17 protein-coding genes are annotated in these 12,464 nt (G+C 68.8%); 6 read left to right on the forward strand and 11 right to left on the reverse strand.

The window, feature by feature from the left end; translation table 11 throughout:
- Positions 1-2: 2 nt before the first annotated feature.
- The 3 genes from RZE77_RS19035 to RZE77_RS19045 form a co-directional block, all read right to left on the reverse strand.
- A complete protein-coding gene (locus RZE77_RS19035; RefSeq protein WP_319426959.1) occupies positions 3-800 on the reverse strand; it encodes an enoyl-CoA hydratase/isomerase family protein in 798 nt (265 codons plus the stop codon).
- Positions 801-860: 60 nt separating this feature from the next.
- Complete coding sequence (locus RZE77_RS19040) at positions 861-1,289, reverse strand: hypothetical protein (protein ID WP_319438788.1); 429 nt, start codon at positions 1,287-1,289, stop codon at positions 861-863.
- Between the two features lie 73 nt (positions 1,290-1,362).
- Complete coding sequence (locus RZE77_RS19045; protein ID WP_319426962.1) at positions 1,363-1,635, reverse strand: DUF2164 domain-containing protein; 273 nt, start codon at positions 1,633-1,635, stop codon at positions 1,363-1,365.
- 97 nt (positions 1,636-1,732) lie between these two features.
- On the opposite strand from RZE77_RS19045, the gene RZE77_RS19050 reads away from it, so the two are divergent.
- Positions 1,733-1,939, forward strand: coding sequence for a hypothetical protein (locus RZE77_RS19050; protein WP_319438789.1), 207 nt, complete (start codon positions 1,733-1,735; stop codon positions 1,937-1,939).
- A gap of 24 nt (positions 1,940-1,963) precedes the next feature.
- Here the strand turns inward: RZE77_RS19050 and RZE77_RS19055 are convergent, their stop codons facing one another.
- Together RZE77_RS19055 and RZE77_RS19060 are read right to left on the reverse strand one after the other, a co-directional pair.
- A complete protein-coding gene (locus RZE77_RS19055; protein ID WP_319438790.1) occupies positions 1,964-2,863 on the reverse strand; it encodes a DUF808 domain-containing protein in 900 nt (299 codons plus the stop codon).
- Positions 2,864-2,951: 88 nt separating this feature from the next.
- Positions 2,952-3,470 carry a GNAT family N-acetyltransferase gene (locus RZE77_RS19060; protein ID WP_319438791.1) on the reverse strand — a complete coding sequence of 173 codons (519 nt, stop codon included), beginning with the start codon at positions 3,468-3,470 and terminating at the stop codon, positions 2,952-2,954.
- 93 nt (positions 3,471-3,563) lie between these two features.
- Between RZE77_RS19060 and RZE77_RS19065 the strand changes: the two genes are divergently transcribed.
- The 3 genes from RZE77_RS19065 to RZE77_RS19075 are packed head-to-tail and all read left to right on the forward strand — an operon-like array spanning position 3,564 to position 4,293.
- Complete coding sequence (locus tag RZE77_RS19065) at positions 3,564-3,713, forward strand: hypothetical protein (RefSeq protein ID WP_015866429.1); 150 nt, start codon at positions 3,564-3,566, stop codon at positions 3,711-3,713.
- Entirely contained in the window at positions 3,710-4,015 is a 306-nt protein-coding gene (locus tag RZE77_RS19070) for a VF530 family protein (protein ID WP_319438792.1), read from the forward strand. Before RZE77_RS19065 ends, RZE77_RS19070 begins: the two co-directional genes overlap by 4 nt.
- On the forward strand, positions 4,012-4,293 hold the full coding sequence (locus tag RZE77_RS19075; protein WP_319438793.1) for a 2Fe-2S iron-sulfur cluster-binding protein: 282 nt from the start codon (positions 4,012-4,014) through the stop codon (positions 4,291-4,293). Before RZE77_RS19070 ends, RZE77_RS19075 begins: the two co-directional genes overlap by 4 nt.
- An 18-nt stretch (positions 4,294-4,311) precedes the next feature.
- On the opposite strand, the gene RZE77_RS19080 is transcribed toward RZE77_RS19075, so the two are convergent.
- Positions 4,312-5,505 carry an MFS transporter gene (locus RZE77_RS19080; RefSeq protein WP_319438794.1) on the reverse strand — a complete coding sequence of 398 codons (1,194 nt, stop codon included), beginning with the start codon at positions 5,503-5,505 and terminating at the stop codon, positions 4,312-4,314.
- Between the two features lie 174 nt (positions 5,506-5,679).
- Between RZE77_RS19080 and RZE77_RS19085 the strand changes: the two genes are divergently transcribed.
- The gene (locus RZE77_RS19085) at positions 5,680-6,357 is read left to right on the forward strand and encodes an RluA family pseudouridine synthase (RefSeq protein ID WP_319438795.1); all 678 of its coding nucleotides are present in this window, start codon (positions 5,680-5,682) and stop codon (positions 6,355-6,357) included.
- Here RZE77_RS19085 and RZE77_RS19090 read toward each other — a convergent pair.
- The 5 genes from RZE77_RS19090 to egtB form a co-directional block, all read right to left on the reverse strand.
- The gene (locus RZE77_RS19090; protein WP_015866434.1) at positions 6,341-6,784 is read right to left on the reverse strand and encodes a universal stress protein; all 444 of its coding nucleotides are present in this window, start codon (positions 6,782-6,784) and stop codon (positions 6,341-6,343) included. The two genes, RZE77_RS19085 and RZE77_RS19090, sit on opposite strands and share 17 nt — an antisense overlap.
- A gap of 107 nt (positions 6,785-6,891) precedes the next feature.
- Positions 6,892-7,644 (reverse strand): 2OG-Fe dioxygenase family protein, encoded by a 753-nt coding sequence (locus tag RZE77_RS19095; protein WP_319438796.1) that lies wholly within the window; start codon positions 7,642-7,644, stop codon positions 6,892-6,894.
- Positions 7,641-7,925 carry a DUF427 domain-containing protein gene (locus tag RZE77_RS19100; RefSeq protein WP_015866436.1) on the reverse strand — a complete coding sequence of 95 codons (285 nt, stop codon included), beginning with the start codon at positions 7,923-7,925 and terminating at the stop codon, positions 7,641-7,643. Before RZE77_RS19100 ends, RZE77_RS19095 begins: the two co-directional genes overlap by 4 nt.
- 731 nt (positions 7,926-8,656) lie before the next feature.
- Positions 8,657-9,676: an L-histidine N(alpha)-methyltransferase gene (gene egtD / locus RZE77_RS19105; protein ID WP_319438797.1), complete on the reverse strand. Its 1,020-nt coding sequence runs from the start codon at positions 9,674-9,676 to the stop codon at positions 8,657-8,659.
- A gap of 3 nt (positions 9,677-9,679) precedes the next feature.
- Complete coding sequence (gene egtB / locus RZE77_RS19110) at positions 9,680-10,939, reverse strand: ergothioneine biosynthesis protein EgtB (RefSeq protein ID WP_319438798.1); 1,260 nt, start codon at positions 10,937-10,939, stop codon at positions 9,680-9,682.
- Between the two features lie 178 nt (positions 10,940-11,117).
- Here egtB and RZE77_RS19115 point away from each other — a divergent pair, with 178 nt between their 5' ends.
- A complete protein-coding gene (locus RZE77_RS19115; RefSeq protein WP_319438799.1) occupies positions 11,118-12,464 on the forward strand; it encodes an NAD(P)/FAD-dependent oxidoreductase in 1,347 nt (448 codons plus the stop codon).

Genomic DNA, 12,464 nt, shown 5'->3' on the forward strand with positions numbered 1-12,464 from the left:
CTTCAGCCGAAGTTCGGCGCGCGCCGCTCGCGCAGCGAGGCCACGCCCTCGCGCACGTCGGCGCCCGCAAAGCCCATGAATTCGAGCGCCAGCGAGGCGTCGAAGGTCGGGCCGGCCTGGCGCAGCCAGTTGTTGAGCGCGTACTTGGTCAGGCGGATCGCGCTCTGGCTGCCGACCGCGAGCCGGTCGGCCACTTCGTAGGCGCGCGCCAGCAGATCGGCCTCGTCCACCGCGAGCGACACCAGGCCGATGCGCTCGGCCTCCGCGCCGCTCACCGGCTCGCACAGCAGCAGGTGGTACTTGGCCTTGGCCATGCCGCATAGCAGCGGCCAGACGATGGCCGCATGGTCGCCCGCCGCCACGCCCAGGCGCGTGTGGCCGTCGACGATCTTCGCGTCCCTGGCGGCAATCGAAATGTCGGCCAAGAGCCCCGCCACCAGGCCCGCCCCCACGGCCGGACCGTGCATTGCGCTGACGATGGGCTTGTCGCAGTTGATGATGTTGTAGACGAGGTCGCGCGCCTCTTTCCAGACGCGCTGGCGCACCGCGTCGTCGGTGGTCATGTCCTGCACCATCGCCAGGTCGCCGCCGCCCGAGAAGCCCAGTCCTTCGCCCCGCAGCACCGCGCAGCGCACCGTGTCGTCGGCCGCCACGTCGCGCCAGATCTCGGCCAGTTCGCGGTGGCCGTCGTGGCCGGCCGTGGGCAGCTTGCCGTTGGCCGCGCGCATCTGGATGTCGAGCACCGCGCCATGGGCGCCGCGGCGCGTGATGGCAAGGGTCTGGTAGCGTGTGTATTCCATGGCGTGTCTCCGCCCCGCATTGCCTGCGGGGACTTTCTTTTGCGTCGACGGACGGGACGCCTATTTTCGCGCCGCCACCTCGCGGCAGCGCTGCACATTCGCCTCGAAGCGCGGCGCCAGTCCGGGCTCGCACCCTTCGCTCGCGGGATTGAGCCTGCACATGCCGACGACCACGTAGTCCATCACCGCCTCGGTGCACATCGGGTACTTGGCCAGGTCCGGATTGGCCTGCGCCTTGAAGCCCCAGCGATCGGAGAACTCCACCGTGCGGGCCATTGCGCCGTGGAAGAAGCTGCGGTCCCTGGCCGCAATGGCGGCCTCCATGCGCGGCAGCTCCTCGTTCAGGTAACCGACCGAATCCAGCGGGAACGACGCGGGGTCCTGCTGGGCGGCTGCGAGGGAAGCGGCCAGGACGAGCGGCAAGGCGGCAAGGGTGCGCAGCAGTGAAGAAGAAGGCGCAAAACGCGAAATGGGACGGTGTGGTTGCATGGCTTGGGATTTTGCAACGTTTGGAAGCATCTTTGAACGGCGGGCGATGCGTGTACGCGACGCCAGGCGCCGGCTATCGGCTCTTTTTCTGCCGATCGAACTTGCGCCAGTACTGGAACTCGTCCTCGTGCACTTCGAGATCGACCTCCGAGATGCGCGACTGCAGCCGCTCCTGCACGTCGGCCACGGCCTTGTTGTAGACGATCGGGCCGATCTCTTCAAGAAAGAAGCCGAGCAGCGCGCCGGCCGCGATGTTGCCGATCTTCTCGTCCATGTTTTCGTTGAAATAGCGCTCGATCGACGCGATGGCCTGCTGGCGTGCTTCCTTGGCGATCTCGATGCTCATGCGGGTCCTTCCGGTTTTTTTGCGCCTCGATTCTGCGGTGCATCCGTCTTGCGACAATGTCGCTCCTGCAGACCCGCACCAGATTCAACCAAGACCCATGGCTTCAAGACAACTCCGCACGCTCGAACGCGGCATCCTCTGCGTATTGATCGGCGCCGCCGTGCTGCTGGGGCCGCGCTTCCTGCAAGGCACGCGCTGGTTCGAGATGGTGGCCGGCGCATCGGTCGTCGGCTGGTTCGCCCTGGTCCTGGGGGCGGCGCTGATCGTGGTCGACCTGGTGCAGCGCGCCAAGGCGCGGCGCTGAAGCAGGCCGCGCCTCTCGCCGCGCTCAGCGGCGGAGCTTCTTGACGAGTTCGACCACCGCCAGCACCACGGCACCGGCCACAAGGCCGATGCCCGCATTCACCCCCATCGACCCCAGCGCGCCGAACACGCCGCCGGTGGCCGCAGCCCAGTCTTCGACGGCATGGCCGAGGGCCGGCACGCCGTGCACCAGGATGCCGCCGCCCACCAGGAACATGGCCGCGGTGCCCGCGATCGACAGCCCCTTCATGAGCCAGGGCGCCGCTGCGAGAATGCCGCGCCCAAAGGCCTGCGCGGCCTTGCTCGCCTGCTGGCTCAGGTAGAGGCCCGCGTCGTCGAGCTTCACGATGCCGGCCACCAGGCCGTAGACGCCGATGGTCATGATCAGCGCAATGCCCGCCAGCACGGTGAACTGCGTGAGAAAGGGCTGGCCCTGCACGGTGCCCAGCGTGATGGCGATGATCTCGGCCGAAAGAATGAAGTCGGTGCGCACCGCGCCCTTGATCTTGTCCTTTTCGACCGCGACCACGTCGACGGCCTCGTCGGCCACGGCGCGCTCGTGGCGCGCTGTGTCGGCCTCGTGCTCCTGCTTGTGCAGGAACTTGTGGGCGAGCTTCTCGCAGCCTTCGAAGCAAAGGAAGGCGCCGCCCACCATCAGGAGCGGCGTGACCAGCCAGGGCAGCCAGGTGCCGATGGCCAGCGCAGCGGGCACCAGGATGAGCTTGTTGACGAACGAGCCCTTGCACACCGCCCAGACCACCGGCAGTTCGCGGTCGGCCTTGACGCCCGAGACCTGCTGCGCATTGAGCGCAAGATCGTCGCCGAGCACGCCGGCCGTCTTCTTGGCGGCGACCTTGGTGAGGATCGAGACGTCGTCCAGGACGGTCGCGATGTCGTCGAGCAGCAGAAGCAGGCTGGTGGCCATGGCAAGGGTCGGTGTGGAAAAAAGAAGCGGCGAGCTTAGCCGCAACCGCGGCGCCCGCCGGCAATACCCGTACGCGGGCGGCGCGGCGTCAGGCGACGCTGCGCTTGAGGCGGATCTCTTCGACCCGCACGGTGCCCAGCGCGGTGGTCTTGGCGGTCTTCATTTCGCGCTTGAAACCGGCGAGCTCGAAGAAGCGCATGGCGCGGTCGTTGCGAATCGGCACCCAGGCCGTGACCGTGGTGCAGCCCTCTTCCTCGAGGCCTTCGCGCGCGGCGTCCCAGAGGGCGACGCCGATGCCCTTGCCCCAATGCTCGGGCTTGACGTACAGGGCCCAGATCTCGCCCGTGGTGGACGGCGTCTTGGGGTCGCGCGAGCGGTCGAAGCCGACGAAGCCGACGATTTCGCCGTCCTGCACCGCCACCTGCACCTGCGGCTCGCTGAACTCGATGGCCTCGCGCCATTTGGCCTCGCGGGAGGCGGGCGCCAGCACGCGCAGCTCTTCTTCGGGCAGGATGCCTTCGTAGGCAGCCTTGGCGGCCAGGGCATGGACTTCGGCGACGGCCTTGGCGTCGCGCATGGTGGCGGGGCGAACTTCGTAATCTGACATGAATGCGGGGAAATCAAAAGGAACTGCGTATTGTCGCCGCACCGCTAAACTGCCCGCTACTACGCCGCATACACAGCATCAAAAGGAGTCGATATGGCCAAGGGTCAACAGCGCGCAAACAAGGAAGCCAAGAAACCGAAGAAGGACACTTCGCCGCCCAAGCCGGTGGGCACCGGCGGCATCGAACCCGTCCGCACGATCACCACGGCGGTGATCCCGCGCGGCAAGCTCAAGAACAAGTGACCGACGAGGCCCCCGCCGGGCCGGCCCCGGCACCCGCCAAGCCGGCCCAGCCCCGCAACCCGCTGCACGGGCTCACGCTGGAGGCCATCGTCACGGCGCTGGCCGACCACTACGGCTGGGAGCAGCTCGGCGAACTCGTTCCGATCCGCTGCTTCGCCATCGACCCGAGCGTGGGCTCCAGCCTCAAGTTCCTGCGCAAGACGCCGTGGGCACGCGAGAAGGTCGAAAGCCTCTATCTCTTCATGCTGCGCGAACAGCGCCGTGAGCAGCAGCAACAGCAACAACAGCCTCCGCAGCGATGAGGGTCCGGCTCGAACCGTCGGGCCTCGGCTTCGACGCCGAGGCCGGCACCACGCTGCTGAAATCGGCCGAGGCGGCCGGCATCGACATGCCGAGTTCCTGCCGCAACGGCACCTGCCGCACCTGCATCTGCCAGCTGGTGGCAGGCTCCATCCGCCACATCGTCGAGTGGCCCGGCCTGAGCGCCGAGGAAAAGGCCGAGGGCTGGATCCTGCCCTGCGTGGCCGAGGCGCAGAGCGACCTCACGATCGATGCGCCCCAAGCGTTTTCGGTCTTCTGAAGACCGCGGCGCTGCGCCCTACTTGGCCGCCGCGGGCATCGCGACCACCAGCCGGTCGCGCTGCGCCAGCGACGGGAACAGCTTGAACCAGCCCAGCGCCACCATCATGGTTCCGACGCCGCCCACCACCACCGAGCCCACCGGCCCGAGCAGCGCCGCCGTGGCCCCCGATTCGAACTCGCCCAACTGGTTGCTGGCGCCGATGAAGATCGAGTTGACCGCGCTCACCCGCCCGCGCATGGCGTCGGGCGTTTCGAGCTGGACCAGGGTCTGGCGGATCACCACGTTGACCATGTCGGCCCCGCCGGACACCGCCAGCGCAATCAGCGAGACGACGAAGCTGCGCGAAATGCCGAACACCACCATGCAGAGCCCGAAGAGCCCGACGGCCATCAGCAGCGTGCGGCCGATGTTGCGCTCGATGGGCCGCCGCGTGAGGGCGATCGACATCACCAGCGCGCCCACCGCCGGCGCGCCGCGCAGCAGGCCGAGCCCCCAGGGCCCGGTGTGCAGGATGTCCTTGGCGTAGATCGGCAGCAGCGCCACCGCGCCGCCCAGCAGCACCGCGAAGAGATCGAGCGAGACGGCGCCGAGCACCGGCTTGCGCTTCCAGATGAAATCGACGCCCGCGAACACCGTGGCCAGCGTGACCGGCTCGCGTGCCGCCGGCGTGTAGGCATAGCGCAGCCGCAGCACCAGCACGCAGGCCACCGCGAAGCACAGCACGCTCGCGCCGTACACCACCGCCATGCCCGCCACGAACAGCAGGCCGCCGAGCGCCGGCCCGCCGATGATCGCGCCCTGCATGCCGGCCGAGCTGAAAGCCATGGCGCGCGGCAGCATGGCGGGCGGCACCAGCAGCGGCGTGAGCGCCTGCTGCGCCGGCATCTGGAAGGCCCGCACCGCGCCCAGCACCAGCGACAGCCCCAGCAGCAGGCCGCGCGTGTCGAAGCGCTGCACCACCGCGAGCAGCAGCACCAGCGCCACCAGCCCCTGCACCGCAAAGCAGGCCGCCACGATGCGGCCGCGGTGGTGGCGGTCGACCACGTGGCCGGCCAGCAGCGCGAGCAGCAAGGCGGGCACGAACTGGTAGAGGCCCACCAGCCCGAGGTCCCAGGCGCTGCCGGTGAGCTCGTACATGTGCCAGCCGATGGCCACCAGCAGCATCTGCGAGGCCGCGGTGCCGAAGAGCCGTGCCACCCACATCTGCATGAACGCTCGCTCGCGCCGGAGTTCGGTAAAGCCCGGGGAAACGGGAGCGGGGGCGGGGGAAGCAGGGCCGGACATCTGTTCGAGGATAGCCGAGGCTTCATGAGCTTCGCATGAGTTCAGCGCCAAGGTGCAGCAGCGAGCGCGGGCTCTGCTCTCTACACTCCGGGGCTACCCATGCCGGACATCGACCTCATCCACGAAGACGCCCACCTGCTGGTGCTGAACAAGCCCGCCGGCCTGCTCTGCGTGCCCGGGCGCGGCGAAGACAAGCAGGACTGCCTGAGCGCGCGCGCCATGCGGCGCTGGCCCGATGCGCTGATCGTGCACCGGCTCGACATGGCGACCAGCGGCCTGGTGCTGATGGCGCGCGGCGCCGCAATGCAGCGTGCGCTCGGCGATGCCTTTGCCGAGCGCCGTGTGCACAAGCGCTACGAGGCCATCGTGGACGGCGCGATGCCGGTGCAGGCCGAATGGTCGGTCATCGATGCGCCGCTGATGGCCGACTGGCCGAACCGTCCGCTGCAGAAGGTGGACCCGGCCGGCAAGCCCAGCCTCACGCGCTGGCGTGCGCTGTCGTCTTCGTCTTCAGCACCGGATGGAAAGATGCAGGCCACGCACCTGCTGCTGGAGCCGCTCACCGGGCGCTCGCATCAGTTGCGCGTGCACCTGCTGTCGATCGGCCATCCGATTCTGGGAGATGCGCTCTACGGCAGCGCCGATGTCCGGGCGCGTGCGCCGCGCCTGCTGCTGCACGCCAGCGAACTGGGCTTCGTGCACCCGGTCACGCAGCAGGCCCTTTGCTTGCAGAGCCCGCCCGGTTTCGATTTCTCTTCCCTTACAGCCCGCCCTTGACCACGAGCACCGGCATCGGCGCGTCCTGCAGCACGCGCTGCGTGACGCTGCCCAGCAGCAGCTTCTCGATGCCACTGCGCCCGTGCGAGCCCATCACGATCAGGTCGGCCGCAATGGCAATGGCGGTGTCGACGATGCCTTCGTGCACCACGTGGCCGTCGATCACGCGCTGGTCGCTGTGCAGGCCCTCGGCGGCGAGTGCCGCCACGCCGCGTGCGAGCGCCGCATTCGCGCTCGCGGTGGCCGCGGCCAGGTATTCGTTCTGGCCCAGCGCATAGTCCGCACCCACGCCGATGAAGGGATAGTTGTCGATCACGTGGATCAACGTGATGCGGCTTCCGAACGCCAGCGCCAGGCCGCTGGCCTTGCTGACCGCGAGCATGGAAGTTTCGGAGCCGTCGATCGGAACCAGGATGTGATTGAACATGGCGGACCTCACTTTTTCGTTCGCGGACAGGCGCGGCTCGCAACCGAGCCGGGCCCCGAATTTAACCTCTGCGCCGGGCAGCGGCTGTAGGACTCAAGCCAGCGGGATCAATCCCCCTGGAAACCCTCGGCGCGGCAGGTGACGACCAGCGTGTCGCGCCATCCGGCGCCGCCCTCCTCGAGCGGCTGGATCGGCGTGGACTCGTGGATCACGCGCGCGTCGTCGAGCAGGAGCAGCGTCCAGGGCTCGGTCATGGTGAAGCGCTCGCCGCGGCGCCCGCTGGCTTCGAACACGCGCGTTTCGCCGCCCTTGATGCCGCTGCGCCCAACCAGTGCCACCGCCACCAGGTCGACGCCGTCGCGGTGCGCGCCCTCGGGCGTGGGCCGGCCGATGCCGCCCGCGGTGTCGATGCGGAACTGATGCGCCTCGACGAACCACGGCTGCGCCGCCGCCGCGCCGCGCATGCCGCTCGCGGCTTCGCCCAGGCGCTGCAGCAGACGCTGCCAGGCCGGCTGCGCCACGGTGGCTTCGTGCATGGGCGCGAACCAGCGCTGCATGCCGCCATGCAGCGCGTTGTATTCGACCGGCTGCCAGTGCGCGCGGTGCGGCGCCTGCGCGATCGAATCGCCCTCGACCGTGAAGCAGGCGTGGCGCCGCGTGCGATAGCGGCCGCCGTCCTTCAGGTATTCGTCCGGCGGGAGATCGTTCCAGTCGGCATGCAGCGCTTCGAGTTGTTCGAGCGGCACGCCCAGCCAGTCGCTCACGCCTTGCGGGCTCAGCACGGCATAGCCCTGTTCGCGCAGCGCGGCCTGCAGCTCGGCGGGCTGGATGAATGGTGGGGCGAATGCGGCCGTGGTCACGACGCGGTGACTTTCACGTCCTTCCAGAACGCCACGCGGTCGCGGATTTCCTCGGCCTCGGGCTTCGGGTCGGCGTAGTACCAGGCGGCGTCGGTGTGGAGCTCGCCGTTGACCAGCAGCGAGTAGTAGCTGGCCGTGCCCTTCCAGGGGCAGGTGGTCTTGTGGTTGCTGAAGGTCACGTGGTCGCGATTGAGCGAGCTCATCGGGAAATAGTGGTTGCCTTCGACGAGCACGGTGTCGTCGCTTTCGGCGATGGTGACGCCGTTCCAGGTTGCTTTCATGTCTTGCACTCCAAGGGGGAGGTGGCGCGGGGCGCAGTTGGCGGTGCGCTGCCGCGCGGGGAAGGGATATTGTGCCCGTTGCTTTTGGGGGGCGAATCCATGGGGCGGTATTGCCGGCTTATGGTTGGGTTCCTGAGCTTGTTTGAGTTTCGGGGCCGGGTCTCGCCCCGGCGGGCGACCTACTTTTCTTTGCTTCGCCAAAGAAACGTAGGCAAAAGAAAGGCGACCCCACTGTCTGCGTCCCTCCGCTTCGCTGCGGGCAACCTGCGGTGCTCGCGTTTCGCGGGGTCTCGCAGAACTCGCTTCGCTCAAACAGCTGCGAGCCCTGATCCGCGAAACCCTCCGCTCCTCGGCGCATACAGAGGGGATTGGGACCCGAACGGGCCTTTGCTTCGCTCGGCCACCAAGCCACCGCGGCGCGCAGCGCCGCGGTGGCTTGGTATTGAGTTGGGCTGTTGGTCTTGGGGCCGAGCGAAGCGAAGGCCACCCGCTCCCACCCCTTCTGTATGCGCCGAGGAGCGCAGATGGAGGCGGGATCAGGGCCGCAGCTGTCTGAGCGAAACGCAGTGGAGCGAGTTCTGCGGACCCCCGCCGTAATCGAGCACCGCAGGTTGCCCGCAGCGAAGCGGAGGGACGCAGACAGTAGGGGTCGCCTTTCTTTGCTTACTTTCTTTGGCGAAGCAAAGAAAGTGAGTCGCCCGCCGGGGCGAGACCCGGCCCCGGACCAAAAATCAAGCCCCGAGCCAATGCACGCTGAAGAGCCTCTCCGGATCCGTCCACACCGCCCCCGGCCGGAACCCCGCCTTCACCGCCAGCGCCCGCAATCCTTCCACGGTGAACTTGTGCGAGTACTCGGTGTGAATAGTCTCCCCTTCCTCGAACGCGAACCGCTCGCCGTTCAGCGAAACGATCTGGTCCCGCCGGCTCACCAGGTGCATCTCGATGCGCTGCTTCGGCGCGTTGTAGAAGGCCGCGTGCGCAAAGCCGTCGAGGTCGAAATTCGCGTCGAGCTCGGCGTTGGCGCGCCGCAGCAGGTTGAGGTTGAACGCCGCGGTCACGCCCTGCGCGTCGTTGTAGGCGGCATGCAGGCGGGCCGGGTCCTTCACCAGGTCGACGCCGATCAGCAGCCCGCCGCCGCGCAGCATGCGCGCCGCGAGCTGCAGGAAGGCCAGCGCCTCGTCGGGCTCGAAATTTCCGATCGTCGAGCCGGGGAAAAAACCCACGCGCTTGCCCGCACCGGAGAGCGGTGCGGGCAGCACCAGCGGCATCGTGTAGTCCGCCGCAATCGGCTGCACCGCCAGCTGCGGGTAGTCGGCCCTGAGCCGCTCGGCGGCGGCGGCCAGGTGCTCGCCGGAAATGTCGATCGGCAGGTAGCGCCTGGGCGTCTCGAGTGCATCGAGCAGCAGCCGCACCTTGGTGAGCGAGCCGGCGCCGAACTCGACGATCTCGGCGCCCGGCCCCACCTGCGCGGCGATCTCGCCCGCGCATTCGCCGAGGATGCGCAGCTCGGTGCGCGTGGGGTAGTACTCGGGCAGTTCGCAGATGCGGTCGAACAGCTGCGAACCCGCGGCGTCGTAAAAATACTTGGGCGATATGCTGCGCGGCCTGCGCGCAAGGCCCGCCTGCATCTCGCGGCCGAACTCGGAGAGCCCCGCACTTTCCGGGGCGGCGGGCGCGACAGGCTGGCGCTGCTGCTGCTGCTGCTGGGCAGTGGCAAACGAAAAAGAGGACGAGGAGCTTGGATTGCGCATGATTCAGATGTCTTTCGCGAGCCGCAGCCCCGAGAACTGCCAGCGCGCCGCCGGCGGAAAGAAATTGCGGTAGCTGGGCCGCGTGTGCCCGGCCGGGGTGGCCACGCTGCCGCCACGCAGCACCAGTTGACCCACCATGAACTTGCCGTTGTATTCGGCCGCGATGCCGGGCATGGGCCTGAAGCCCGGGTACGGGTCGTAGGAGGAGCGCGTCCACTGCCAGACGTGGCCGCTCATCTGCAAGATGCCGGGCGCATCGAAGGCGGCTTCCCATTCGAATTCGGTCGGCAGGCGCGCACCGGCCCATTCGGCGTACGCGGCGGCCTCGTAGAAGCTCAGTTGCGACACGGGCGCGTCGGCCTCCATCGGCCGCACGCCATGCAGGCCGAACACCTGCCAGCCGCCCTGTGGCTGCTGGGCTTGCAGCCGCGGATCGTCGGCGGCCAGCCAATAGGCCGGATGGCGCCAGCCCTGCGCCTGCACCGCCGCCCAGCCGTCGGAAAGCCAGAGCTCGGGGCGCTGGTAGCCGCCGTCGGCAATGAACTGCACATAGTCGCCGCAGCTCACCAGCCGGTCGGCAATGGCATAGGGCTGCAGCAGGGCCGCATGGCGGGGCGTTTCGTTGTCGAAGGCAAAGCCCTGCTGCGGCCCCTCATGGCCCACCTGCACCGTGCCGCCGGGCTGCGGCAGCCAGCGCATGGCCGGCGGCACGGCGGCCAGCCGCAGCGCGGGCCCTGCCGCGGGCCTGTAGGCGGGCAACAGCGGGTTGCACGACAAGGCGTGCAGGATGTCGGTGAGCAGCAGCTCCTGGTGCTGCTGTTCGTGGTGCAGCCCGAGCGTGACGATGGGCTCGATGGCCGCCCAGTCGCGCTCGCCGTCGCCGCCGCCGTCGAGCAAGGCCAGTACCGTCTCGTCGACATGGGCGCGGTAGGCGTGCACCTCGTCCACCGAAGGGCGCGTGAGCAGCCCCCGCTGCGGGCGCGGATGGCGCGGGCCGAGCGCTTCGTAGTACGAGTTGAAAAGGTAATGGAACCGCTCGTCGAAAGGCCGGTAGCCCGCCGCATGCGGCTGCAGCAGCACGGTCTCGAAGAACCAGGTCGTGTGCGCGAGATGCCATTTGGTCGGGCTCGCGTCGGGCATCGACTGGATGCACTGGTCTTCGGCGGAGAGCGGCGCGGCGAGTGCCAGGCTGGCGGCGCGCACTTCGCGGAACTTGCCGCGCAATGCGCTCGCCGCCTGGGTGATCGGCCGGGAAAGCGTCATGGTGTCTCCAGTCGGGTCAACCGCAATTTGTAGCCGATGGCCGTTGCAGCAGCGCGTAGGACAAGTTCGCGCCCTTGAAGCGCCGTGTCACGCCGCGCCGCAGTGCAGGCATCGGTGGGGGGAGCCACTTTGGCACAAGATCGGCCGGCGTGCAGGGCGGCTGCGTATCATCTGTTCGATGCAAACGACCAACGCCTCCGCCCGCCCCCATGTCGTCATTGTCGGCTGCGGATTCGGCGGCCTCGAAGCCGCCCGCCGGCTCGAAAGCGCCGACGTGGACGTGACGGTGATCGAAAAGACCAACCACCACCTGTTCCAGCCCCTGCTCTACCAGGTGGCGACCGCCGGGCTGGCCGCGCCGTCGATCGCGGCGCCGGTGCGCGCCCTGTTCCGCGCGCAGCCGCGCATTACCACGCTGCTCGGCGAAGTGAGCGCCATCGATCCGGCCGCGCGCGCGGTCCGGCTGGCCAACGGCAGCCTCGTGAGCTATGACCACCTGGTGGTCGCGGCCGGCGCGGCCCACAGCTATTTCGGGCACGACGAATGGGCGCCCCTGGCGCCGGGCCTCAAGACGCTGTCGGATGCCTTCGAGATCCGCCGCCGCGTGCTGATGTCCTACGAGGCGGCCGAAACCGCCACCGACCCCGAGCGCCGCCGCGCCCTGCTCACCTTCGTGGTGATCGGCGCCGGCCCCACGGGAGTCGAGATGGCCGGCACGCTGGCCGAGATCGCCAAGCACACGCTGGCCGGCGAGTTCCGCCGCATCGACCCCGGGAGCGCGCAGGTGCTGTTGATCGAGGGCGGGCCGCGCGTGCTGCAGGCGATGCCCGAGAGCCTGAGCCAGAAGGCGCTGGAGCAGCTCCAGCGGCTCGGCGTCGAGGTGCGGCTCAATGCGCGCGTGACCGCCATCGACGCCAACGGTCTCGAAGTGGAGGCCGGCGGCGGCCCCGGCGGCGCTTCGGCCCCCAGCTACCGCATCGACAGCAACTGCGTGGTGTGGGCGGCGGGCGTGGCGGCCTCGCCGCTCGGGCGCATGCTGGGCGAGGCGACCGGCGCCGAATGCGACCGCGCGGGCCGCATCAAGGTCGAGCCCGACCTGAGCCTGCCCGGCCATCCCGAGATCAGCGTGGTGGGCGACCTGGCCGCGGCCCTGAGCCATGCACCCGGCAAGCCGCCCAAGCCGGTGCCCGGCGTGTCGCCCGGCGCCAAGCAGATGGGCCGCGCGGCGGCCGCCAACATTCTTCGCCGCATCGCGAGCGTGCCGACCGTGCCTTTCCGCTACCGGGACTACGGCAACCTGGCCACCATCGGCCGCAATTCGGCGGTGGTCGACCTGGAAACGCCCTTCGGCCCGCTGCGCTTCAGCGGCCGGCTCGCATGGCTGTTCTGGCTGTTCGCGCACGCGTACTTCCTGATCGGGTTCCGCAACCGCATCGTGGTGCTGATGGATTGGGCCAGCGCCTACTGGAGCTTCCAGCGCAATGCGCGCGTGGTGGCGGACGTGCAGGGCAAGAGCGAGTCCTAG

Source organism: Variovorax sp. SPNA7 (genome assembly GCF_033807855.1).
Classification (GTDB): Bacteria; Pseudomonadota; Gammaproteobacteria; order Burkholderiales; family Burkholderiaceae_C; genus Variovorax; species Variovorax beijingensis.